The 21,580-nt window shown below is 66.3% G+C and carries 21 protein-coding genes; 13 read left to right on the top strand and 8 right to left on the bottom strand.

Annotated features, from left to right (window positions below; genetic code table 11):
* Positions 1-25: 25 nt before the first annotated feature.
* Together AC3WRC_RS07300 and AC3WRC_RS07295 are read right to left on the bottom strand one after the other, a co-directional pair.
* A complete protein-coding gene (locus tag AC3WRC_RS07300) occupies positions 26-799 on the bottom strand; it encodes a glutaminyl-peptide cyclotransferase (RefSeq protein ID WP_082854155.1) in 774 nt (257 codons plus the stop codon).
* 5 nt (positions 800-804) lie between these two features.
* A complete protein-coding gene (locus AC3WRC_RS07295) occupies positions 805-1,632 on the bottom strand; it encodes a TerC family protein (RefSeq protein ID WP_055807309.1) in 828 nt (275 codons plus the stop codon).
* 344 nt (positions 1,633-1,976) lie between these two features.
* Between AC3WRC_RS07295 and AC3WRC_RS07290 the strand changes: the two genes are divergently transcribed.
* The 6 genes from AC3WRC_RS07290 to AC3WRC_RS07265 all read left to right on the top strand — a co-directional run bounded on the left by AC3WRC_RS07290 (position 1,977) and on the right by AC3WRC_RS07265 (position 8,311).
* Entirely contained in the window at positions 1,977-2,531 is a 555-nt protein-coding gene (locus tag AC3WRC_RS07290) for a F0F1 ATP synthase subunit delta (protein WP_066553163.1), read from the top strand.
* A gap of 72 nt (positions 2,532-2,603) precedes the next feature.
* Positions 2,604-4,136 (top strand): F0F1 ATP synthase subunit alpha, encoded by a 1,533-nt coding sequence (gene atpA, locus AC3WRC_RS07285; RefSeq protein ID WP_066553159.1) that lies wholly within the window; start codon positions 2,604-2,606, stop codon positions 4,134-4,136.
* A 33-nt stretch (positions 4,137-4,169) separates the two neighbouring features.
* The gene (locus tag AC3WRC_RS07280; protein ID WP_492303392.1) at positions 4,170-5,048 is read left to right on the top strand and encodes a F0F1 ATP synthase subunit gamma; all 879 of its coding nucleotides are present in this window, start codon (positions 4,170-4,172) and stop codon (positions 5,046-5,048) included.
* A gap of 37 nt (positions 5,049-5,085) precedes the next feature.
* Complete coding sequence (atpD, locus tag AC3WRC_RS07275; RefSeq protein WP_492303391.1) at positions 5,086-6,621, top strand: F0F1 ATP synthase subunit beta; 1,536 nt, start codon at positions 5,086-5,088, stop codon at positions 6,619-6,621.
* Between the two features lie 201 nt (positions 6,622-6,822).
* Positions 6,823-7,092, top strand: coding sequence for an ATP synthase F1 subunit epsilon (locus AC3WRC_RS07270; protein ID WP_039243854.1), 270 nt, complete (start codon positions 6,823-6,825; stop codon positions 7,090-7,092).
* 85 nt (positions 7,093-7,177) lie between these two features.
* On the top strand, positions 7,178-8,311 hold the full coding sequence (locus AC3WRC_RS07265) for a serine hydrolase domain-containing protein (protein ID WP_492303390.1): 1,134 nt from the start codon (positions 7,178-7,180) through the stop codon (positions 8,309-8,311).
* Here AC3WRC_RS07265 and AC3WRC_RS07260 read toward each other — a convergent pair.
* From AC3WRC_RS07260 to AC3WRC_RS07250, 3 genes are read right to left on the bottom strand one after another with little or no spacing between them, the layout of a single operon-like run.
* On the bottom strand, positions 8,296-9,810 hold the full coding sequence (locus tag AC3WRC_RS07260) for a DHA2 family efflux MFS transporter permease subunit (RefSeq protein ID WP_492303389.1): 1,515 nt from the start codon (positions 9,808-9,810) through the stop codon (positions 8,296-8,298). The genes AC3WRC_RS07265 and AC3WRC_RS07260 overlap by 16 nt on opposite strands.
* 25 nt (positions 9,811-9,835) lie before the next feature.
* The gene (rarD, locus tag AC3WRC_RS07255; RefSeq protein WP_492303388.1) at positions 9,836-10,762 is read right to left on the bottom strand and encodes an EamA family transporter RarD; all 927 of its coding nucleotides are present in this window, start codon (positions 10,760-10,762) and stop codon (positions 9,836-9,838) included.
* 15 nt (positions 10,763-10,777) lie between these two features.
* Positions 10,778-11,824 carry an aspartate-semialdehyde dehydrogenase gene (locus AC3WRC_RS07250; protein WP_492303387.1) on the bottom strand — a complete coding sequence of 349 codons (1,047 nt, stop codon included), beginning with the start codon at positions 11,822-11,824 and terminating at the stop codon, positions 10,778-10,780.
* Positions 11,825-11,967: 143 nt separating this feature from the next.
* Here AC3WRC_RS07250 and zapE point away from each other — a divergent pair, with 143 nt between their 5' ends.
* Positions 11,968-13,059 (top strand): cell division protein ZapE, encoded by a 1,092-nt coding sequence (gene zapE, locus AC3WRC_RS07245; RefSeq protein ID WP_055754296.1) that lies wholly within the window; start codon positions 11,968-11,970, stop codon positions 13,057-13,059.
* A gap of 35 nt (positions 13,060-13,094) precedes the next feature.
* Positions 13,095-13,607: a YbjN domain-containing protein gene (locus AC3WRC_RS07240; protein ID WP_492303386.1), complete on the top strand. Its 513-nt coding sequence runs from the start codon at positions 13,095-13,097 to the stop codon at positions 13,605-13,607.
* An 85-nt stretch (positions 13,608-13,692) separates the two neighbouring features.
* Here AC3WRC_RS07240 and mdh read toward each other — a convergent pair whose 3' ends face one another.
* The gene (mdh, locus tag AC3WRC_RS07235; protein WP_492303385.1) at positions 13,693-14,655 is read right to left on the bottom strand and encodes a malate dehydrogenase; all 963 of its coding nucleotides are present in this window, start codon (positions 14,653-14,655) and stop codon (positions 13,693-13,695) included.
* 139 nt (positions 14,656-14,794) lie between these two features.
* On the opposite strand from mdh, the gene AC3WRC_RS07230 reads away from it, so the two are divergent.
* Together AC3WRC_RS07230 and AC3WRC_RS07225 are read left to right on the top strand one after the other, a co-directional pair.
* Positions 14,795-15,697, top strand: a complete 903-nt coding sequence (locus AC3WRC_RS07230) for an SIMPL domain-containing protein (protein ID WP_066553142.1) — start codon at positions 14,795-14,797, stop codon at positions 15,695-15,697.
* The gene (locus AC3WRC_RS07225) at positions 15,694-16,095 is read left to right on the top strand and encodes an HIT domain-containing protein (RefSeq protein WP_492303477.1); all 402 of its coding nucleotides are present in this window, start codon (positions 15,694-15,696) and stop codon (positions 16,093-16,095) included. The genes AC3WRC_RS07230 and AC3WRC_RS07225 overlap by 4 nt, the downstream gene beginning before the upstream one ends.
* On the opposite strand, the gene AC3WRC_RS07220 is transcribed toward AC3WRC_RS07225, so the two are convergent.
* On the bottom strand, positions 16,092-16,928 hold the full coding sequence (locus AC3WRC_RS07220) for an aldo/keto reductase (protein WP_055754301.1): 837 nt from the start codon (positions 16,926-16,928) through the stop codon (positions 16,092-16,094). The two genes, AC3WRC_RS07225 and AC3WRC_RS07220, sit on opposite strands and share 4 nt — an antisense overlap.
* 47 nt (positions 16,929-16,975) lie before the next feature.
* On the opposite strand from AC3WRC_RS07220, the gene AC3WRC_RS07215 reads away from it, so the two are divergent.
* Complete coding sequence (locus AC3WRC_RS07215; protein ID WP_492303384.1) at positions 16,976-17,974, top strand: alpha/beta fold hydrolase; 999 nt, start codon at positions 16,976-16,978, stop codon at positions 17,972-17,974.
* Here AC3WRC_RS07215 and AC3WRC_RS07210 read toward each other — a convergent pair.
* Positions 17,944-18,258, bottom strand: coding sequence for an AprI/Inh family metalloprotease inhibitor (locus AC3WRC_RS07210; RefSeq protein ID WP_492303383.1), 315 nt, complete (start codon positions 18,256-18,258; stop codon positions 17,944-17,946). The genes AC3WRC_RS07215 and AC3WRC_RS07210 overlap by 31 nt on opposite strands.
* 228 nt (positions 18,259-18,486) lie before the next feature.
* Here AC3WRC_RS07210 and AC3WRC_RS07205 point away from each other — a divergent pair, with 228 nt between their 5' ends.
* Together AC3WRC_RS07205 and AC3WRC_RS07200 are read left to right on the top strand one after the other, a co-directional pair.
* Positions 18,487-20,238: a type I secretion system permease/ATPase gene (locus AC3WRC_RS07205; RefSeq protein ID WP_492303382.1), complete on the top strand. Its 1,752-nt coding sequence runs from the start codon at positions 18,487-18,489 to the stop codon at positions 20,236-20,238.
* Positions 20,235-21,578, top strand: a complete 1,344-nt coding sequence (locus AC3WRC_RS07200; RefSeq protein ID WP_492303381.1) for an HlyD family type I secretion periplasmic adaptor subunit — start codon at positions 20,235-20,237, stop codon at positions 21,576-21,578. Before AC3WRC_RS07205 ends, AC3WRC_RS07200 begins: the two co-directional genes overlap by 4 nt.
* Positions 21,579-21,580 lie beyond the last annotated feature (2 nt).

Below are 21,580 nucleotides of genomic sequence, written 5' to 3'. Positions count from 1 at the left end.
CGTCCGGCCCTCTTCTTCGTGCGGATCAGCGCAGCCTGATCTCGAACAGCTGCGGCCAGCGTTTGCCGGTGACGAACAGGCGTTTTCCCGCCGCGTCCCAGGCGATGCCGTTCAGGACGTCGTCGTTGGGGTCGAGGTTCGCGCCCTTGGGGACCAGGGCGGTCAGGTCGATGAAGGCCTTGACCACGCCGGTCTCGGGATCGATGCGGGCGATGCGGTTGTCCTGCCAGAGGTTGGCGAAGACCTCGCCGTCGATCCATTCCAGCTCGTTGATCTGATCCAGCGGCCGGCCGTCGGCGGTGACGGAGACGCGGCCGGTCTCGGCGAGCGTCTCGGGATCGAGAAAGCGCAGCTGGTCGGTGCCGTCGCTCATGATCAGGCGGTGACCGTCGGTGGTCAGGGCCCAGCCCTCGCCCGGATAGGAGAAGCCGCCCAGGGGCGAGAAGTCGTCCAGCTTCCAGATGAAGCCGATGTGGTTGCGCCAGGTCAGGCTGTAGAGTTTGCCGTTCAGCGTGGTCATGCCCTCGCCGAAGTAGATGGTCGGCAGGTCGCGCTGACGCTCCACGCGTCCGGTCTCCAGATCGACCTTACGGATGAAAGACGGATAAAGGCCTGTGCTCTCGTAAAGGTCGCCGTCGTGGAAGAAGAGGCCTTCGGTGAAGGCCCCTGTGTCGTGCGGATAGGCCCGCACCACCTCGTAGGGCTGGACCGGGACTTCGGCCCTGACCGGCAGGGCGACGCCTGTCGTCAACAGCAGACCGGCGACAAGGCCGGCGAGCCGGGACGACAGGCGCATCATGAGCCTCAGCCCCGCTCGGCGGCGGCTTCGGCCTCGGCCTTCTGGGCGCGGGCCTCGGCGGCGTTCGCCTCGCTGCGGGCCAGTTCGGCCTTTTCCTTCTTGGATGCGGATTTGCGACCCAGCATGTTCAACGCCTCAACACCGGCCGAGAAGGCCATGGCCGCATAGATGTAGCCCTTGGGCACATGATAGCCGAAGCCGTCGGCGATCAACACCATGCCGATCATCAGGAGGAAGCCGAGCGCCAGCATGACGACGCTGGGGTTCTTGTTGATGAAGTTGGCCAGGGGGTCGGCGGCCAGCAGCATGACGGTCACAGCGACCAGGACGGCGACGACCATGATCGGCAGGTGCTCGGTCATGCCGACGGCCGTCAGGATCGAGTCGATCGAGAAGACGATGTCCAACAGGATGATCTGGAAGATGGCCGCGCCGGCATTGGCGATGACCACGTCCTTCTTGTCCATGACATCGTGGCTGGGCGTGGGATCGACCGTGTGGTGGATTTCCTTGGTCGCCTTCCAGACCAGGAACAGACCACCCGCGATCAGGATCAGGTCCTTCCAAGAGAATTCATTGCCCATGACGGTGAAGACCGGCTGCACCAGACCGACCAGCCAGGCGATGATCGACAGCAGGGCCAAACGCATGATCAGCGCCAGGCCGATACCGATGCGCCGCACCTTCTGCCGCTGATGCTCGGGCAGTTTGTTCGACAGAATTGAGATGAAGATCAGGTTGTCGATGCCGAGCACGACCTCCATCACGATGAGGGTCACCAATGCGGCCCAGGCGGCCGGATCGGAGAGCAGGGGGGTTATGCTGTCGAGCATGGGGTTTCCTGGTGGAGGATAAAGCTTGAGCGGAAAGCGCTAGGGCCGACGCAGGTTCCGATCAAGCGATGGGGTGCGGCGTCATGGTCGCACCCCCCTGGGCGCGGTCGCCCTTCCTCCGCTGTGTGGAAGGAAACGGCGGCGCGCTCTCGCCCTGCGGCAACGGCGCGCCTTCACGCAATGTTGCGAGCGGCGAAACCCCGTGCTATCAGGCGCCCGGCTTGAAGGGGGCGTATTTACGGATACGGCCTCCGTCGTGCTTTCCGTAAGCATTTCAAGCTTTTGACCGTTGCGAGCCTCGCAGTCGGTTGCGACCCTGACACAACGACCTCGGACCCTAATCAGTGGCTGATGATTTCAGAACGACGGAAGTCGGCGATCGCTACGCACAGGCGCTGTTTGACCTGGCGCTGGAAACCGGCCGCCTGGACGCCGTCCGCGCCGACCTGAAGTCGCTGAGGGCGGCCTGGACCGAAAGCGCCGACCTGCGTCGTCTGGCTGTCTCGCCCGTCATCGCCGCGCCGGACCAGGCCAAGGGTCTGGTGGCCATCGCCGCCAAGGCCAGGTTCGAGCAGACCACGACCAACTTCCTGGGTCTGCTGGGTCAGAACCATCGCGCCAAGGACCTGCCGGCCGTGATCGCCGGGTTCGAAGCGCGCTACGCCAAACACGCCGGCGTCGTCGCCGCCGAGGTCGTCTCGGCTCAGCCGCTGGACGCCAAACAGGTCGCCGCCATCACCGCCGCCCTGTCCAACAGCCTGGGCAAGGCGCCGGAACTGACCGCACGCGTCGATCCGTCGATCCTGGGCGGCCTGAAGGTCAAGGTCGGCTCGAAACTGTTCGACGCCTCGCTGAAGACCAAGCTCGACCAGATGAAGTTCGCCCTCAAGCGTGCCTAAACGCGCTCCCGCCACCAAGAATGCGCGCCTGAACGGCGCACCCGCAGAAGACTGAAGAACAGAGAGCCCGTCATGGACATCCGCGCCGCTGAAATCTCGGCCATCCTCAAGTCGCAGATCGCCAACTTCGGCGTCGAAGCCGATGTCTCCGACGTCGGCAGCGTGCTGTCGGTCGGCGACGGCATCGCCCGCATCCACGGTCTGGACAATGTCCAGGCCGGTGAAATGGTCGAGTTCACCAAGGCCGGCGTGAAGGGTATGGCCCTGAACCTGGAGCGCGACAATGTGGGCGCCGTGATCTTCGGCGCCGACGCTGCCATCGCCGAGGGCGACGACGTGCGCCGCCTGGGCGAGATCGTGGACGTGCCGGTCGGCCGCGGCCTGCTGGGCCGCGTCGTCAACCCGCTGGGCGAGCCGATCGACGGCAAGGGCCCCATCGAGTTCACCGAGCGCCGCCGCGTAGACGTCAAGGCGCCCGGCATCATCCCGCGCAAGTCGGTTCACGAGCCGATGCAGACCGGCCTGAAGGCCATCGACACCCTGATCCCCGTCGGCCGCGGCCAGCGCGAACTGATCATCGGCGACCGTCAGGTCGGCAAGACCGCCGTCGCCATCGACACCATCCTGAACCAGAAGAACGTCAACAAGACCGACGACGAGAGCGCCAAGCTCTACTGCATCTACGTCGCCATCGGCCAGAAGCGTTCGACCGTCGCCCAGATCGTCAAGACCCTCGAAGAGGCCGGCGCGCTGGAATACACCATCGTCGTGGCCTGCACCGCTTCGGAGCCGGCCCCGCTGCAGTTCCTGGCCCCGTTCGCCGGCACCGCCATGGGCGAGTTCTTCCGCGACAACGGCATGCACGCCCTGATCGTCTATGACGACCTGTCCAAGCAGGCTGTTGCGTATCGCCAGATGTCGCTGCTGCTGCGCCGTCCGCCCGGTCGTGAAGCCTATCCGGGCGACGTCTTCTATCTGCACAGCCGCCTGCTGGAGCGCTCGGCCAAGCTGAACGAGGATTACGGTTCGGGCTCGATGACCGCCCTGCCGATCATCGAAACCCAGGCCAACGACGTTTCGGCCTACATCCCCACCAACGTGATCTCGATCACCGACGGCCAGATCTTCCTGGAATCGGACCTTTTCTATCAGGGCATCCGTCCGGCCGTGAACGTCGGCATCTCGGTGTCGCGCGTCGGCTCGTCGGCCCAGACCAAGGCGATGAAGAAGGTCGCCGGCTCCATCAAGGGCGAACTGGCCCAGTATCGCGAGATGGCCGCCTTCGCCAAGTTCGGCTCGGACCTGGACGCCTCGACCCAGAAGCTGCTGGCGCGCGGCGCCCGTCTGACGGAGCTGCTGAAGCAGCCGCAATACTCGCCGCTGGCGATGGAAGAGCAGGTCGTCTCGGTCTACGCCGGCACGCGCGGTTACATCGACGGCATCGCCGTCGGCGACGTGGGTCGTTTCGAGAAGGAGCTGCTGGCGCGCATCCATGCGAACCACGCCTCCTTGCTGGAAGGCATCCGCACCAAGAAGGACCTGACCTCGGACCTCGAAGCCGAGCTCAAGGACATCCTGGCCGCCTTCGTCAAGACCTTCGCCTGAACCCGTCTGGTAAGCTGAGAGAGTAAGCGCCGGATGGCCAGCCTCAAGGAAATGCGCAATCGGATCGGAAGCGTGAAAGCCACGCAGAAGATCACGAAAGCCATGCAGATGGTCGCCGCGGCCAAGCTGAAGCGCGCCCAGGACCAGGCCGAAAGCGCCCGGCCCTATGCGCAGAAGATGGCCTCGGTCATCGCCAATCTGGCCGCCGGCGTCTCGGGCGCCGACGCGCCCAAGCTGCTGGCCGGCACGGGCCAGGACCAGCGCCACCTGATCGTGGTGGCGACAGCGGACAAGGGTCTGGCGGGCGGTTTCTCGACCAACGTCATCCGCGCCGCGCGCGAGCGGATCAACAGCCTGATCAACGCCGGCAAGGACGTGAAGATCATCGCCGTCGGCAAGAAGTCGCGCGACCAGTTGGCGCGTCTGTACGGCGACAAGGTGATCCACACCTTCGAACTGAGCGAGCACAAGACCGTTGGCCTGCCGTCGGCCCAGCCGGTCGCCGAAATGATCGCCACGGCGTTCGAAGAGGGTCAGGCCGATGTGGTCACCCTGTTCTACAGCCAGTTCAAATCGGTGATCCAACAGGTCCCGACGGCCAAGCAGCTGATCCCGGCCGTGGTCGAGGGCGACGCGGCGCCGATCGACCTGAACGGCGCGGTCTATGAATACGAGCCCTCGGAAGAGGAAATCCTGGAAACCCTGCTGCCGCGCGCGCTGACGACCCAGATCCTGGCCGCGCTCTACGAGAACCAGGCCGGCTTCTTCGGCTCGCAGATGGCGGCGATGGACAACGCGACGCGCAACGCGGGCGACCTCATCAACGCCCTGACGCTGCAATACAACCGCAAGCGCCAAGCCCAGATCACCACCGAACTGATCGAGATCATCGCCGGCGCCGAAGCCCTCTGATCCCGACCGAACAGACATTCCGATACGGACCCTGACCATGACCGATACCGTCGCCGCCAAGAAACCCGCAGCCCGCAAGCCCGCCGCCAAGAAGGCCGCTCCGGACGCCGCTCCCGTCAACGCCGCCGGCACGGGCAAGATCGCCCAGGTCATCGGCGCCGTCGTCGACGTCGAGTTCACCGGCCAACTGCCGGCGATCCTGAACGCCCTGCACACCCAGAACGTCGACCAGAAGACGGGCGAGCCCTTCACCCTGGTGCTGGAAGTCGCCCAGCACCTGGGTGAGAACATGGTCCGCACCATCGCCATGGACACGACCGAAGGCCTGACGCGCGGCCAGCCGGTGTCGGACACGGGTTCGTCGATCCAGGCGCCCGTCGGCCCCGGCACCCTGGGCCGCATCATGAACGTCGTCGGCCAGCCGATCGACGAACAGGGCCCGATCAAGACCGACATGTACCGCCCGATCCACCGCGAGGCGCCGTCGTTCGAAGAGCAATCGACCTCGTCGGAAATCCTGGTCACGGGCATCAAGGTCATCGACCTGATGTGCCCCTACACCAAGGGCGGCAAGACCGGCCTGTTCGGCGGCGCCGGCGTGGGCAAGACCGTGACCATGCAGGAGCTGATCAACAACATCGCCAAGGCTTACGGCGGTTATTCGGTTCTGGCCGGCGTGGGCGAGCGCACCCGCGAAGGCAACGACCTGTATCACGAGATGATCGAGTCCAACGTGAACGTGGACCCGACCAAGAACGGCGGCTCGACCGAAGGCTCCAAGTGCGCCCTGGTTTACGGCCAGATGAACGAGCCCCCCGGCGCCCGCGCCCGCGTGGCCCTGACCGGCCTGGCCCAGGCCGAGTACTTCCGCGACGAAGAGGGCAAGGACGTTCTGCTGTTCGTCGACAACATCTTCCGCTTCACGCAGGCCGGTTCGGAAATGTCGGCTCTCTTGGGCCGCATCCCCTCGGCCGTGGGCTATCAGCCGACGCTGGCCACCGAGATGGGCAACCTGCAGGAGCGCATCACCTCGACCAAGAAGGGCTCGATCACCTCGATCCAGGCCATCTACGTCCCGGCCGACGACCTGACCGACCCGGCGCCCGCCGCCTCGTTCGCTCACTTGGACGCCAAGACCGTTCTGTCGCGTGACATCGCCGCCCAGGCCATCTTCCCGGCTGTGGACCCGCTGGACTCGACCTCGCGGATCATGGACCCGCTGGTCATCGGCGAAGAGCACTACAACGTCGCCCGTTCGGTTCAGGAAGTCCTGCAGTCCTACAAGGGTCTGAAGGACATCATCGCCATCCTGGGCATGGACGAGCTGTCCGAAGAGGACAAGCTGGTCGTGGCCCGCGCCCGCAAGATCAGCCGCTTCCTGTCGCAGCCCTTCTTCGTGGCCGAGCAGTTCACCGGTTCGCCCGGCAAGTTCGTCTCGCTGGAAGACACGATCCGCTCGTTTAAGGGCATCGTCGCCGGCGACTACGACCACCTGCCGGAAGCCGCCTTCTACATGGTCGGCTCCATCGAAGAGGCCGTCGCCAAGGCCGAGAAGATGGCGTCGGAAGCCTGATGCCGAACAGCTCGCCAGCTCTAAGGATCGAGGACTGCGTCAATAAGACGTGCCCCTGGTCTGGAAAGCCGGTGAGCGCCGATTCGCTCACGCTCTACCGTGGTCGGGTGGTGGGCTTCTGCAATCCGGGCTGTCGTGACAAGTTCGTGGCGGCCCAGAGCGCCTTTGATACGGCGCTAGATCAACCGATAGGCGCCTGACATGGCTGGCAAGCTCAATTTCTCCCTCGTCTCGCCGGAACGCGAGGTCTTCTCGGGCCTCGTGGACCAGGTCGATGCACCGGGCGTCGAGGGTGACTTCGGCGTTTTGCCGGATCATGCGCCCTTCATGACCGCCCTGCGCGAGGGTCTGGTGACCGTCTATAACAACGGCTCAAAGACCCAGTACGACGTTCACGGCGGTTTCGCCGACGTGAACGGCGAAGGCCTGACCATCCTGGCGGAACAGGCCACCGAGGTCGTCGCGGCCTGATCCAGTCGAAGGATCGAACGATTTGAGGCCTCCCGTTTCGGCGGGAGGCCTTTTTCGTGGGCGGCGGGCGCGCTAGGACCTGCCCATGACCGATCTCATCGACATCCACGGCGTCTGCGCCCCCGGCTATGAGGCCGTGCGCGAGGCATTCGCCGCCAACTTCACCGAGGCTCCCGAGGGGCTGAACGAGCAGGCGGCGCGGTTCACCGTGCTGGTCGAGGGCGAAACGGTCGTCGATCTGTGGGCGGGGCATGCGGATACGGCCAGGACGACGCCGTTCACCGACACCACCCTGACGTCGGTGTTTTCGACCGGCAAGGCGGTGATGGCCATCCTGATGGCGAGCGCGGTCGAGGAGAGTCAGATCGGCTATGATCAGACGGTCGCCTCGCTGTGGCCCGAGTTCGGCGCGGCGGGCAAGGCGGAGGTCACCGTCGCTCAGTTGATGAGCCACCAGTCGGGCCTGCCGGGCTTTTCCGAGGCGGTCGATCCGACGATCTGGTTCGATGTGTCCGCGGTGCTGGCGCGTCTGGCGGCTCAGTCGCCGATGTGGGCGCCGGGTTCAGCCTCGGGCTATCACCCGATCACCGTCGGCTATCTGGCCAATGAAGTCTATCGCCGCGCGACTGGACGGACGATGGGCCAGGCGCTGCGCCAGGACTTCCCGGAGCTGGACCTGTGGATCGGCCTGCCCGAAAGCGAGCATGGACGGGTGGCGCAGATGCGCAAACCCACAGCGACGCCTAGCCTGGGGGCCATCGATCCGATCAAACAGGCGGCCTTCCTGGATCGCGGTTCGGCGCCGGGCGGGCGCGGTTCTGCGGCCTGGCGCGAGATGGAGATTCCGTCGGCCAATCTGCACGGCACGGCCATGGGGCTGGCGAAGATGCTGAGCGTGGTGGCCAATGATGGCGTTCTCGACGGCCGGTCGGTGCTGTCGGCGGGAACGCTGCATCAGCTGACGCGCGAGCGCATCCACGGGCCGGACAAGGTGTTGCCCTACACGATCAGCTGGGCGGCCGGTCTGATGCGCAACGACGGACTGAAGGTGTTTGGGCCCAACGAAGCCTTCGGCCATTATGGCTGGGGCGGGTCCATGGCCATGGCGGATCCGTCGCGGAAGCTATCGGCGGCCTATGTGATGACGCGCCAGTCGCCGCACCTGATCGGCGACCCCCGGCCCAAGCGATTGCTGGACGCGCTTTACGCCGCCTTCTGAACCGGGCCGGGCGCGGTCAGCAGGCCGATCAGGCCGGCCAAGCCCGCGCAGCCGGCGCAGGTCAGGATCACGGCCCGAAACGCCGCGTGGAAGGCGTCGCGGACGACGGGCGTGATCTCGGCGCCCGACATCACCTGTGCCAGCTGGGCGCGGGCGTCAGGCAGATTGGCGACCCCGGCGAAGACCGCAGACAGCACCAGCCCTAGGAGGGCGACGGCCAGAAGGCTGGCCACGCGCGCCACCGCATTGTTGACGCCCGAGGCCACGCCCGTGTGGCCCGCCTTGACGGCCCCCATCACCGTCGCCGTCAGAGGGCCGACCGCCTGGGTCATGCCGATCGCCAGCACCGTCATCCCCGCCAGCGGTCCGTCGACATAGCCGGCGCCCGGCGCAGGCACGGCGAGCAGCGCCAGTCCGATCCCGGCCAGGGCCGGCCCGACGCTGAGCGACAGTCGCGCGCCGAACCGATCGGCGACCCGTCCCGCCAAGCCGGAGAACAGGCCCATGACGGCGGCGAAGGGCAGCATGGCGGCGCCCGCCTCGGTCGCGCTCCAGCCGTGAACCCGGATCAGATCGAAAGGCAGGAAGAACATCGCCCCGCCCAAGGCGAAATAGAGCAGTAGGGTCAGCAGATTGATCCCGCTGAACACCGAAGACGAAAACAGGCCCAGCGGCATCATCGGGTGGCTTTGGCGCGCCTCGGCCCAGACGAAGGCGGCCAGCAGCGCCGCGCCCACGACCAGTCCGGCGAGGATGACGGGCGATGCGAACCCCAGATCGGGCGCGGCGGTCAGGGCCCAGGTCAGGGCACCCAGCCCGGCGACCCCCAGAACCGCGCCCAGACCGTCCAGACCGCGCGCGTCGGGATCGCGGCTCTCGGGCGTGGCGGCCAGGGTCACCACAGCGGTCAGGATCGCCAGCGGGACATTGATCCAGAAGATGGCGCGCCAGTCGGCAGCGTCGGCCAGCCATCCCCCGATCAACGGCCCGACCATGCCGGTCAGGGCCCCGAACCCGGCCCAGGTTCCAAAGGCCTTGCCGCGCTCCTCGGGCGGGAAGGTCGCGCCGATCACCGCCAGGGCGCCGGGCGTCAGCAGGGCCGCACCGATCCCCTGGATCGCCCGGCCGGCGACCAGGGCTTGGACGGTGGGGGCGAGGGCGCAGCCGATGGAGGCCAGGGCGAAGACCGCGACCCCGATCAGGAAGACCCGCCGCCGGCCGAACCGATCGCCGGCCGCGCCGCCGATCAAAACCAGGGCGCCCAGGGTCAGCAGATAGGCGTTCGACACCCACTGGACCGCCGCCGTGCCGGCCGCGAGATCCCGCTGCACGGCGGGCAGGGCGACGCCCAGGGCCGAGCCGTCGATGAAGGTCAGGCTGGATCCCAGCACCGTCGCGGCCAGCACCCAGCGTTTGCGCGCCGCCGACAGCGGATGGGCCGGTTCGGCGGCGGCGTGGACCTGTCCGCCTTCGCAGGGGCCCGGTTGGGCGGTCGTCATGGCCTCGCCTCCGTGTGGGCGAAGGCTACGCCGGTTCCGCCGTGGTCTTCAACGCCTCGCGTGCGGCGCGGCTGCGATTGAAGGCGGCCAAGGCGAAGACGCCGGCGCCGGCCCAGATGAAGACGAAGGACACGATCCGCAGCAGGGTCAGCGGCTCGCCGGTCGCGACGCCGCAGGCGAACTGCAGCGTCGGGGCCAGGAACTGGATGAAACCGACCGTGGATAGGGGCAGGCGGCGCGCCGACCAGGCGAACAGCGCCAGCGGGATCACGGTGGCCGGGCCGTTCACCAGCGCCCAGATCAGGCCGGAGGGCGACGCAAATCCGACCGCCTGACCGTGGGTGGTCAACCAGGCCAGGAAGACCGCGCCGATGGGCAGCAGCACCAGACATTCCACGAACAGACCGGTCTGGGCCGAGGCGGGCACGCGCTTTCGGATCACCGCATAGGCGCAGAAGGTGACGGCCAGGGTCAGGCCGATGATCGGCACATGCCCGAGGGCGATCGTCTGGATCACGACCCCGATGGCGGCCAGACCGATCGCCAGCGCGCTCCAGCGGTCGATCTTCTCGCGGAACAGCACGGCGCCGGCCGCCATGTTGAGCAGGGGATTGATATAGTAGCCGAGGCTGGCCTCCAGCGTCGCGTGATGCGTGGTGGCGAAGACGTAAAGGCTCCAGTTGGTGCCGATCAGCAGCGCGGACAGGGCCAGCCAAGCCAGGGTGCGCGGCGTGGCCAGCACGCGGCGCGCCTCGCCCCATTGCCCGGCCAGCAGCAGGACCAGGCCCGCCACGAAGACCGACCAGACCGCCCGGTGCGCCAGGATTTCGGGCGCGCCGAAGCCGTGCGCGGCCATCGCCATGAACAGCAGCGGCAGCAGTCCCCACAGGGTGTAGCAGGCGATGGCCGTGCCGACGGCGCGGCCTTCGGCAGGGGTTGCGTGGGCGTTCATGACGGTTGAGACCGCCTAGACCGTGATCGAACGATATCCCGACGACGACTTGATCACGCCGGTCTCGTCCAGCAACTGAGCGATCTGGACGGCGTTCAGCGCGGCGCCCTTGCGCAGGTTGTCGGACACGACCCAAAGGTTCAGGCCGTTCTCGACGGTCGTGTCCTTGCGGATGCGGCTGACATAGACGGCGTGTTCGCTGGCCGCGTCGACGGGGGTGATATAGCCGTCGTGCTCCTGCTTATCGATGACCAGCACGCCCGGCGCCTCGCGCAGGATGGCGCGGGCCTCGTCGGGTTCGATGGGGCGGTCGAACTCCACATTCACGGCCTCGGAGTGACCCACGAAGACGGGCACGCGCACGCAGGTGACGGTGACCTTGATGTCGGGGTCCAGCATCTTGTGCGTCTCGTCCGACATCTTCTTCTCCTCGTCGGTGGAGCCGTCCTCGAGGAAGGAGCCGATGTAGGGGATGACGTTGAAGGCGATCTGTTTGGGGAACTTCTTGGGCGTGGCGTCGCCCAGGCCGTAGATGGCCTTGGTCTGGTTCCACAGCTCGTCCATGCCTTCCTTACCGGCGCCAGACACCGACTGATAGGTCGAGACGACCACACGCTTGATCGTGGCCGCATCGTGCAGCGGCTTCAGCGCCGTCACCAGCTGGATGGTCGAGCAGTTGGGGTTGGCGATGATGTTCTTCTTGGTCGCGTCCTTGATGGCGTCCGGGTTCACCTCGGGCACGATCAGCGGCACGTCGGGGTCCTTGCGGAAGGCCGAGGAGTTGTCGATCACGATAGGACCGGCCTTGCCGATCTTCTCGGACCATTCCTTGGACACCGCGCTGCCGGCGGACATCAGGACGATATCGACCTTTGAGAAGTCGAACTGCTCGATGTCCTGGCATTTGATGGTCTTGTCGCCGAAGGAGACCTCGACGCCCTTGGACTTACGCGAGGCGATGGCGTGGATTTCATCGACGGGGAATTCCAGCTCCTCGAGGATGTTCAGCATTTCGCGGCCCACATTGCCCGTGGCTCCGACGATGGCGACGCGATAACCCATGATGCTTGGTCCTTCGGACGCGCTACCGCTCGGCTCAGCGGAGCCTTGCTGCTTGAGCGCGGTTTGGTGTGTGCTGTGCATTTAGGCGTTCGCAGCCGCGAAGCAATCGCTTTTCACTGTGCCGGGCTTTAAGCAGTCCTCCCATGACCTCCCGTATCCGCAACGCCTACGACATCCGCGTGGAAGAGGGCGTGCTGACGCCCGATCCGGCGCAGGAAAGCGTGATCACCGCGCTGGAGCGGTTGGAGGTCGATCTGGCCAAACGCGGCCTGTTCGGCAAGGCGCCGGAGGTGCGGGGCATTTATCTCTACGGCCCGCCGGGACGCGGCAAGTCGATGCTGATGGACCTGTTCTATTCGGCGACGCCCGAGCCGCGAAAGACGCGCGCGCACTTTCACGCCTTCATGGCCCGCATCCACGACCTGGTGAAACAGTGGCGCGAAGGGGATGCGAAGACCCGCAAGGCCGTGTTCGGCACGCATAAGGGCGACGACCCCATCCCGCCGATCGCGAAGCTGATCGCGTCGGAAGCCCGGCTGCTGTGTTTCGACGAACTGCAGGTCACCGACATCGCTGACGCCATGATCCTGGGCCGGCTGTTCGAAGCCCTGTTCGAGGATCGAGTGGTGCTGGCCATCACCTCGAACCGCGCGCCGGAGGAGCTCTACAAGAACGGCATCAACCGCCAGCTCTTCCTGCCCTTCATCGACATTATCCGCGGGCGCTGCGTGGTGGTCGAGACGGCCGGGGCGCGCGACTGGCGGCTGGACCGGATGACCTCGGCCCAGGTCTGGCACACGCCGGACGACCGCGCGGCTTTCGAGGCGTTATGGCGCGAGCTGAAGGGGGGCGAGCCGGAAGAACCGGCGCACCTGACCGTGCTGGGCCGCGATGTGGTGGTGGAGCGCACCGTGGGGTCGATGGCGCGGGCGACGTTTGCGGAGCTGTGCGCCAGGCCGCTGGGGCCGCAGGACTATCTGGCCATCGCCCAGCGGTTCCACACCCTGTTCCTGGAGGACGTGCCGATCCTGAGCTCGGCCAACCACCATGAGGCGCGGCGTCTGGTGACCCTGGTGGACGCCCTCTATGAGGCCAAGACCAAGCTGATTGTGCTGGCGGCGGCCAAGCCCGAGGCGCTCTATACCGAAGGGGTGGGGGTGTTCGAGTTTGAGCGCACCGTGTCGCGCTTCAACGAAATGCAGAGCAAGGACTGGCTGGCGCACGTCCGCGACTGACGGCTAGGGTAGGGCCTGACCTTCGGAGTGTTTCCATGCGCCGCCTCGCCATCGCCGCCGCCCCACTTGCCGCTCTGGCCTTAACAGTTTCGCCGATGACAGCCGGGGGCGCGCTCGCCCAGACGGCTGCGGCGACGGCCAGTCGCGGGCTGACGCCGGCCGAGGTCGGGACCTGGATTACCGGGCTGGGCGGGCGGGTCGGGCCTGTGCAGACCGAGAACGGCCTGACCTTCTTCACCGTGACCAATGCGGGCCTGACCTGGGCGGTCTTCTTCTACGGCTGCGAAGCGTCGGGCTGCGGCGAGGTTCAGTTCAGCGCCGTTGTGCCCGGGGCCGGGGCGACGCTGGACAAGGTGAACGCCTGGAACCGCGACAACCGCTATCTGAAAGCCTTCCATACTGCGGCCCAAACGCCGACGGCGACGGTGCAGTACGATATCGTCGTACTGTCGGGCGAAGGCGTGGCGCAACTGGTGGACCCGCTGACGGTCTGGCTGCAACTGCTGCCCAAGTTTGCGACAGGCATGGGCTACGTCCCGCCGCAATGATGTTTCTCTCCCAACGGGAGGAGGGAAAAGAAAAAGGGCCTGCGGATCGCTCCGCAGGCCCTTCGTCATTCGATCGTCGCGTGGCTTACGCCAGCGAGGAATCGATGTCCTTGCAGGCTTGCAGCAGGCCTTGGACCGAGGCGACGGACTTTTCGAACATCGCCTTTTCTTCGTCGTTGGTGGTGAACTCGACGATCTTCTCGACGCCGCCGGCGCCGATCAGGGCGGGGACGCCGACGTAGAGGTCCGACAAACCGTACTCGCCCGACAGCCAGACGGCGCAGGGCAGGACGCGCTTCTGGTCCAGCAGGTAGGACTTGGCCATCGCAATCGCGCTTTCAGCCGGGGCGTAGAAGGCCGAGCCGGTTTTGAGCAGGGCCACGATCTCGCCGCCGCCCTTGCGAGTGCGCTCGACGATGGCGTCCAGTTCGTCCTGGGACAGGAAGCCGGCGGCGACGGCGTCCGGCAGGGGCAGGCCGCCGACGGTCGAGTGGCGCACCATCGGCACCATATCGTCGCCGTGACCGCCCAGGGTCCAGGCGTGGATGTCCTGCACCGACACGCCGGTCTTTTCAGCCAGGAAGTAGGCGAAGCGGGCCGAGTCCAGCACGCCGGCCATGCCGACGACCTTCTCCTTGGGCAGGCCCGAGAACTTCTGCAGGGCCCAGACCATGGCGTCGAGCGGGTTGGTGATGCAGATGACGAAGGCGTTGGGGGCGTGGGCCTTTATGCCTTCGCCGACGGCCTTCATGACCTTCAGGTTGATGCCGATCAGGTCGTCGCGGCTCATGCCCGGCTTACGCGGCACGCCGGCGGTGACGATGCAGACATCGGCGCCCGCGATCTCGGCATAGTCGTTGGCGCCCTTCAGGGCCACGTCCTGGCCGAAGACGGCCGAGGCCTCGGCGATGTCCAGCGCCTTGCCCTGCGGGGTGCCTTCGGCGATGTCGAACAGGATCACGTCGCCCAGGGCTTCGCGCGCGGCCACGTGGGCCAGGGTTCCGCCGATCATGCCGGCGCCGATAAGGGCGATCTTCGCGCGAGCCATGGATGTCTCCGTTTATTGCGTGTGCGAAATGGGGATTAATCGTGCGGGCGGTCTAGACCCCTCGCGCGGCTGTCGCAAGAACCTCGCTTTACGGCCTTGGTCAGGCTTGCGAAGGTCCGGCGACAACCGGAGGATTTCGATGCGCCGTTCATTCGCTTTCGCCTTGCTGCTGGCGTCGGTCGCCACGCCTGTGCTGGCCCAGACGCCGCCTGCGACGATCGGCGACCGCTATATTCCCGCACCTTGGTGGATGCGCGATCCGGTCATCGCCTCGGTCGGTCAGGTGCGGGTGGAAATTCCGGCCAACCGCGCCTCCGTCACCGCCAGTTTTCAATCGGTGGATCGCAGCGTGACGGAGGCGTCGCGCGCCGCCGCTGAACAGGTCCGAGCGCTCAGCCGGGCGCTGTCGGCCTATGGCGCGGACAAGGTCCGGGTCGAGACCAGCGTCACCACCCAGCCGCTGTATGACCAGTATCGCGACGAAAACGGGGTGATGCGCGACAACACCCGCGCCGACCGCGTGGCCCGCTATCAGGCCGACGCCTCCGTCGCCGTGACGGTTCGGGACGTAGCCCTGATCGAACGGGTCTACGCGACGATCGTCGCCGCGCGCCCGACCGCGATCGGCCGTGTGTCCTTCAGGCTCGAGCCCGACAATATTTGGAAGGCCAATCTTCAGGCCGAGGCGATTAAGGACGCCAGACGTCGCGCCGAGGCGGCGGCGGCCAATGCTGGCGCCGCTCTGGGCGGGGTTAAGATTATCGATCCGACGGGCCGAGTCTGCCAAACCGATGTGCTCGCAGGATGGCCCTCCTACGCCGCCGGGGGTGGACAGGCGACGACGGTAGACGACGTCGTTGTGACGGGTTCGCGGATCAGGGCCAATGGTTCGGCCCCGCCGCCGCCACCGCCCGCGCCGCCGCCGCCTCCGCCGAGCGACGGGGGGCCGAGCGAGGCCCAGATCGAGGCGGCGCGACTGGCGCTGCAGCCGCCGTTGCAGACCTTATTCGACAGCGCCTGCGTCATTTACGGATTGAACTGATGGGGTTCGAGGTCGCTCCGGCCTTCAAGGCAGGATCGGTGGCCGCTGCCGAATGGCCGCTGTGCCATGTGCGGCTTCAGGACGACGCCCGCTTTCCCTGGCTGATCCTGATCCCGCGCGTCGAAGGGGCGCTGGAGCTGGAGGATCTGACCGTCAAACAGCGGGCCGTGTTGATGGAGGAGACGGTGCGGGCCGGGGCGCTGGTGCGCCGGCTGGGTTCGGTCGAAAAGCTGAACGTCGGCGCCATCGGCAATGTGACGGCGCAACTGCATGTCCATGTGGTCGGCCGCCGCCGCGACGACGGTCTGTGGCCCGATCCGGTCTGGGGTCGCGGGCCAGTTATTCCGTATACAGACGATGAGCGGGCGCGGCGGCTGGCGATCGTCGCCGGAAGCTAGATGATATCCAGCGGCACGGCGTGTTTCGGGGGCGGGAAGGCTGCATCCAGCCGTTCCAGATCCTCCAGGTCGAACTGGATGTCCAGCGCGTCGGCGTTGGCCTCGACGTGTTCGACGGAACTGGCTTTGGGGATGGCGATGACGCCGTCGTGGCGCAGGACGGCGGCCAGCGCCACCTGGGCCGGGCTGGCGGAATGGCGATTGGCGATGTCGCGGATCAGGGGCTGCTCCAGCAGTTCGCCTCGCCCAAGCGGCGAATAGGCCATCATCGGCATGTCGCGCGCCTGCATCCACGGGAAGAGGTCGAACTCCACCCCGCGCGAGGCGAGATTGTAGAGCAGCTGGTTGGCGGCGCAGTCCTCGCCCCCCTCGATCTCCATCAGCTGCTCCATGGCGCGCAGATCCAGGTTCGACACGCCCCAGCGGGCGATCATCCCTTCGTCGACCAGATCGCGGAAGGCCTCGACGGTCTCTTCTAAGGGCACGTGGCCTTCCCAGTGCAGTAAGTAGAGGTCCAGCCGCTCAACGCCGAGCCGTTCCAGCGACTTCTCGCAGGCCAGCATCATCTTCATCTCCGACGCATTCTCGGGCCGGACCTTGGAGACCAGAAAGACCTCGTCGCGGCGTCCGGCGATGACCTCGCCCACCAGACGTTCCGAGCGACCGTCGCCATAGAGTTCAGCCGTGTCGATCAGGGTCATGCCCAGGTCGATGCCGCGCGCCAGAGCCTGCTGCTCCTCATCGCGCCAGGCCGGGTCGTCGCCCAGCTCCCAGGTGCCTTGGCCAAGGGCGGGAACGGTCGTACCGTCCGCAAAGGTGACGAGGCGGGTCATGTCCGTCCTGACGATAATGAGCGGCGAAGACGCCGTCGGAGGAAGCGATGCGAACCCGGCATATCAAGACCGACGGTCTGGTCCAACAGGTTCTGGAGGCCGGGTTCGAGGATGACAACGCGCCGCTGGTCCTGCTGATCCACGGCTTTCCCGAACTGGGGATCAGCTGGCGCGCCCAGGTCGAGGCGATCTCGCAGGCGGGCTATCATGTCGTCGCCCCGGACATGCGGGGCTATGGCGGGACGGACAAGCCGGAGGGGATTGAGGCCTACTCCATTCTGCACCTGGTCGGCGACATGGTCGATCTGGTCCGCGCGCTGGGCAAGGCGTCTTGCTTCGTCGTCGGCCATGACTGGGGCGCGCCGGTGGCCTGGCATTGCGCCCTGTTGCGGCCGGATCTGTTCACGGCGGTGGCGGGCCTGTCGGTGCCGTTCCAGCCGCGCCGACCCAAGGGACCGCCCACCGCCGCCATGGCCGCCATCTCCAAACGGGCCGGGCTGGGCGACCTCTATATCAGCCGATTCCAGGCGCCGGACGCGCACCGCGCGCTGGACGCCGATCCGGCGATGGCGCTGAGGAAACTGTTCTACGCCTACGACGGCGCGACCCCCGCCGATCGCAGATCGACCGGCTTCATGCCCGAGGGCGTGGCCCTGCTGGACACCATCGCCGACGAGGCGACCCTGCCGCCATGGATGCGCGCGGATCATTTCGACGAATATGTGCAGGCCTTCTCAGTCGGTGGGTTCGAAGGACCCCTGAACTGGTATCGGGCGATGGACCTGAACTGGTCGCTGACGGCCTTCGTGCAGGACCAGAAGATCACCCCGCCCGCCCTGTTCATCGTCGGCGAGGACGACCCGGTCCGCCACTACGCCGGTGGGCATGAGGCGGGCCTGAAGGACTGGGCGCCGAACCTGATCCGATCCGTCGTCGTGCCGGGCGCGGGACACTGGATCCAGCAGGAACGGGCGGACGAGATCAACCGCCTGCTGCTGGACTTTCTGGCCGAGGTTCAGGCCATGGGGGCGCGTTCCAGCCTGTAGACTTGTCCAGAGGCGTCGCGGCCTTCGAAACGATCGACGTCGATCCGGCGAAAGCCGATCAGCACGGCCTCCCCCTTTGCCAGGAGATCGAAACCTTCTCTCGTCACACGCCAGTGTTTGGCCGACGACAGGTTCGCCGACCCGCATCGGCTAGCCAGAATCGGCAGCTGACCAGCGTTCGAAACCGGATCGAGCGTCAGACGGCAGGTCGTCGGCAGATCGGGTCCGACAAGCTGATAATGCCCAAAGACATCCTGGATCGTCAGCGAATTCGCCTCGGACATCGCGGCCTCCTTTGCGCTGCACGCGCCCGTAATCAATCCAACGACTGTTGCGAGAGCAACGACTGCGACCAAGTTCGGCAAGGACTTCAATCTCATCGCGCGCAACCCCATGCGTTTCGCTGGACGATCGGACAGTTGGACATCAACCATCGCTACGCCATTATGTCATGTCTATGGTTGTCGTCACGGTTTGCGTCGCCGTGTTGGACATGGAGCCGAAAGCCCGTCGTGTTGAAGTCACTGCTTCCAGAACGTCCCGGCGCGGGACCGTTGATCGAGGCCTTCAGGGCGTGTCGGGTTCACTTCGTTTGGGCGGCCGTGTTCAGCGCCCTGATCAACTTCCTCTATCTGACGCCGACCCTTTACATGATGCAGGTCTACGATCGCGTCGTGCCGACCGGCGGTTTGACGACCCTGACGCTGATGACGGCGGTCGCGGTCTTCGCCCTGGCCTGTCTGGCGGCGCTCGACTGGCTGCGGGCGCGTCTGTTGCTGAGGGCCGGGCTGCGGCTGGACCGGCTTTTGTCCACGCGTATCCTGTCGCGGGTCGTCAACCTTCAGAGCAAGGCGCCTAATACTCAGGCGCTGCGAGAGTTCGACAATGTCCGAGGCGCCGTGTCGGGTTCAGGCGCCCTGGCCCTTTTCGACGCGCCCTGGACGCCGCTTTATCTGGCGTGCTGCTTCCTCCTGCACCCCTGGATCGGTGTGCTGACCCTGGTCGGGGGCATCGTCCTCTTCATTCTGGCCTGGCTGAACGAACGCGACAGTCGCTCCAGATTGTCAAAGGCCATCCAGTCCAGCACGGCGGCCTATGCTGCGCAGGAAAGCGTGGCTGCCCAGTCCGAGGTCGTGCGCGCCCTGGGCATGAGGAAAGCCAGCATCGCAGGACAAATCGAGCAGCGCCGCAACGCCGTCGCTCAACAGTCTGAAGCGCAGCTGGCCGGTGGAAAATACTCCGGCGCGATCAAGTTCGTTCGGCTGGTTCTACAATCCGCCGCCTTGGGCTTGGCGGCCCTGTTGGTGGTGAAAGGCCAGATTTCGCCAGGATCGATCATCGCCTCATCGGTGCTGCTCAGCCGCGCCGTCGCGCCGGTCGAGCTTCTGGTGGGGGCCTGGCCCGGTCTGGTCCAGGCGCGGGCGAGTTGGAATAATCTGGTCGATCTGTTCGGCCAGACGGAAGGAGAGGAACGACCGCGCACGGCCCTGCCACCGCCGGCGGGTCGGCTGAAAGTCGAGGGGCTCGTAGTGCGGTTGCCTGAGATCGAGCAACCGTTGCTGAAGGGTGTGAGCTTGGCGCTGGAGCCGGGACAGACCCTGGGCGTGATCGGCCCCAGCGGGTCGGGCAAGACGACACTGGCGCGCGTCATCGCCGGTGCGCTGCGGCCCACAAGCGGAATCATTCGCTTGGACGGCGCCGAGTACGATGCCCGCGACGGCGATGACCTAGCTCAGTTCATCGGATACCTCCCGCAGAATCCCAGTCTGATGGCGGGCTCGATCCGTGACAACATCTCCCGGTTCGCCGCCGCTGTCGGTGTCGAAAAGGCTATCATCGACCAAGGCGCGGTAGCTGCTGCCATGGCGGCCGGTGCGCACGACATGATCCTGCATCTGCCCAAGGGCTATGACACCGTGCTTGGCCCGCTGGGGTCTGGCGTCTCCGCCGGTCAGGCGCAGCGGATCGCATTGGCGCGCGCCCTTTATGGCGACCCCAGCCTGCTGGTGCTGGACGAGCCCAACTCGAACCTGGATCAGGAAGGCGAGAGCGCCTTGATGGTTGCGGTCGTGAAGGCCGCCGCCAGAGGCGCGGCGGTGGTCATCGTGGCGCACCGCGCCGGCGTATTGGCCCGCGTGGATCGCCTGTTGATGATGCGTGGCGGCGCCGTTCAGATGGAGGGCCCGCGCGACGAAATCCTGGCGCGGATCAGTCGCCCCTCGATGCCCGTTGCGGCGTCTGCACAAAGAGGCGCCGCGACATGAGCAGCCTGATCGATAGCTTCATGCGCAAGAGCGCCGACGATGCGCCCGATTCCCCCCGGCCGGAGTTGATGCTCGGCATCGGCATCATCGTCGTCTTCTTCGTCGGCTTTTTGGGCTGGGCCGCGTTCGCGCCGCTGGATGCGGGCGCCTTTGCACAGGGTCAGGTTTCCGTTTCCGGTAATCGTCAGGCCGTTCAGCATCGCGACGGCGGGGTGGTCGGCGCTCTGATGGTCGCCGAGGGGGACAAGGTGCGGCGCGGACAGGTGCTGGTCAGGCTGAACGCCGGTGAGTTGACCGCCAGCGAACGCGGCGCCGCCAGCCAGGTGTTCGCCCTCCTGGCCCAACGGTCCCGCCTCATCGCCGAACGCGATCGGCTGCCGACCCTGCCGATCCCGCCCGAGTTCGCGGGTCTGCCGCCCGAGGACCAGGCGTTGGCCGACGAGGCCATGCGCCTTCAGCGGCTTCAGTATGCAGCACGCGGCGCGGGCCGTTCGACCGAGACGGGGGTGTTGAACCAACGCATCGGCCAGCTTCGCGATCAGATGGACGGCTACCAGCGCCAGATCGAGGCTAACGCCACGCAACAGCGCCTGATCGCTGAGGAACTGGAAGGCCTGCGATCCTTGGCTGCGCAGGGCTATGCGCCGCTGACGCGTGTCCGGGCGCTGGAACGGACGGCGGCGGCTCTTGAAGGCGAACAGGGGTCGTTGCGGGCGCAGGTCGCACGAACGCGCGAACAGATCGGCGAGGCTCGCCTTCAGACGCTGGGCGTGTCCACCAAGCTGAACGAGGATGTCGCTGAACAGCTGAGACAGGTGGAAATCCAGCTCAATGACCTGCGTCCCAAGATGATCGAGTTGCGCGACCAACTGGCGCGCGCCGAGATACGCAGCCCCGCGACCGGCCAAGTCGTCGGCCTGTCCGTGTTTACACCCGGCGGGGTCATCCAGCCGGGACAGACCCTGATGGAAGTCGTGCCCGACGAGGCGTCTCAGGTCATTGTGGCGCAGGTCGATCCTGCCGACATCGACAATCTGCGCGTCGGTCTGGATACGGAGGTCAAATTCCCCGGCCTGCGAGAGCGCAACCCACCCATCGTCCACGGCCGGGTCACGCGCATTTCCGCCGACAGCTTTACAGATGAGAAGACCGGGCGAAGCCACTACCGCGCCGAAGTCGTGGTTCCGCAGTCGGAACTGGAGAAGCTGGGGGCCGCCGCCCGCTCCATACGCGCCGGCATGCCGGTTCAGGTCGTGATGTTGACCCGCAAACGCACCGTCCTGGCCTATCTGGTCGAACCTCTGGTGCAGAGCCTGTGGCGATCAGGCTCCGAACAATAGGA

This window comes from Brevundimonas sp. EU05-FHT14B07 (assembly GCF_058790795.1).
This window is presented reverse-complemented; position numbering and strand designations above follow the sequence as displayed.

Excerpts from the sequence above, each read along its gene's own strand:
- AC3WRC_RS07300 (WP_082854155.1), bottom strand. The coding sequence starts at position 799 with ATGATGCGCCTGTCGTCCCGGCTCGCCGGCCTTGTCGCCGGTCTGCTG.
- AC3WRC_RS07295 (WP_055807309.1), bottom strand. The coding sequence starts at position 1,632 with ATGCTCGACAGCATAACCCCCCTGCTCTCCGATCCGGCCGCCTGGGCC.
- atpA (WP_066553159.1), top strand. The coding sequence starts at position 2,604 with ATGGACATCCGCGCCGCTGAAATCTCGGCCATCCTCAAGTCGCAGATC.
- AC3WRC_RS07280 (WP_492303392.1), top strand. The coding sequence starts at position 4,170 with ATGGCCAGCCTCAAGGAAATGCGCAATCGGATCGGAAGCGTGAAAGCC.
- atpD (WP_492303391.1), top strand. The coding sequence starts at position 5,086 with ATGACCGATACCGTCGCCGCCAAGAAACCCGCAGCCCGCAAGCCCGCC.
- AC3WRC_RS07270 (WP_039243854.1), top strand. The coding sequence starts at position 6,823 with ATGGCTGGCAAGCTCAATTTCTCCCTCGTCTCGCCGGAACGCGAGGTC.
- AC3WRC_RS07265 (WP_492303390.1), top strand. The coding sequence starts at position 7,178 with ATGACCGATCTCATCGACATCCACGGCGTCTGCGCCCCCGGCTATGAG.
- AC3WRC_RS07260 (WP_492303389.1), bottom strand. The coding sequence starts at position 9,810 with ATGACGACCGCCCAACCGGGCCCCTGCGAAGGCGGACAGGTCCACGCC.
- rarD (WP_492303388.1), bottom strand. The coding sequence starts at position 10,762 with ATGAACGCCCACGCAACCCCTGCCGAAGGCCGCGCCGTCGGCACGGCC.
- AC3WRC_RS07250 (WP_492303387.1), bottom strand. The coding sequence starts at position 11,824 with ATGGGTTATCGCGTCGCCATCGTCGGAGCCACGGGCAATGTGGGCCGC.
- zapE (WP_055754296.1), top strand. The coding sequence starts at position 11,968 with ATGACCTCCCGTATCCGCAACGCCTACGACATCCGCGTGGAAGAGGGC.
- AC3WRC_RS07240 (WP_492303386.1), top strand. The coding sequence starts at position 13,095 with ATGCGCCGCCTCGCCATCGCCGCCGCCCCACTTGCCGCTCTGGCCTTA.
- mdh (WP_492303385.1), bottom strand. The coding sequence starts at position 14,655 with ATGGCTCGCGCGAAGATCGCCCTTATCGGCGCCGGCATGATCGGCGGA.
- AC3WRC_RS07230 (WP_066553142.1), top strand. The coding sequence starts at position 14,795 with ATGCGCCGTTCATTCGCTTTCGCCTTGCTGCTGGCGTCGGTCGCCACG.
- AC3WRC_RS07220 (WP_055754301.1), bottom strand. The coding sequence starts at position 16,928 with ATGACCCGCCTCGTCACCTTTGCGGACGGTACGACCGTTCCCGCCCTT.
- AC3WRC_RS07215 (WP_492303384.1), top strand. The coding sequence starts at position 16,976 with ATGCGAACCCGGCATATCAAGACCGACGGTCTGGTCCAACAGGTTCTG.
- AC3WRC_RS07210 (WP_492303383.1), bottom strand. The coding sequence starts at position 18,258 with ATGTCCGAGGCGAATTCGCTGACGATCCAGGATGTCTTTGGGCATTAT.
- AC3WRC_RS07200 (WP_492303381.1), top strand. The coding sequence starts at position 20,235 with ATGAGCAGCCTGATCGATAGCTTCATGCGCAAGAGCGCCGACGATGCG.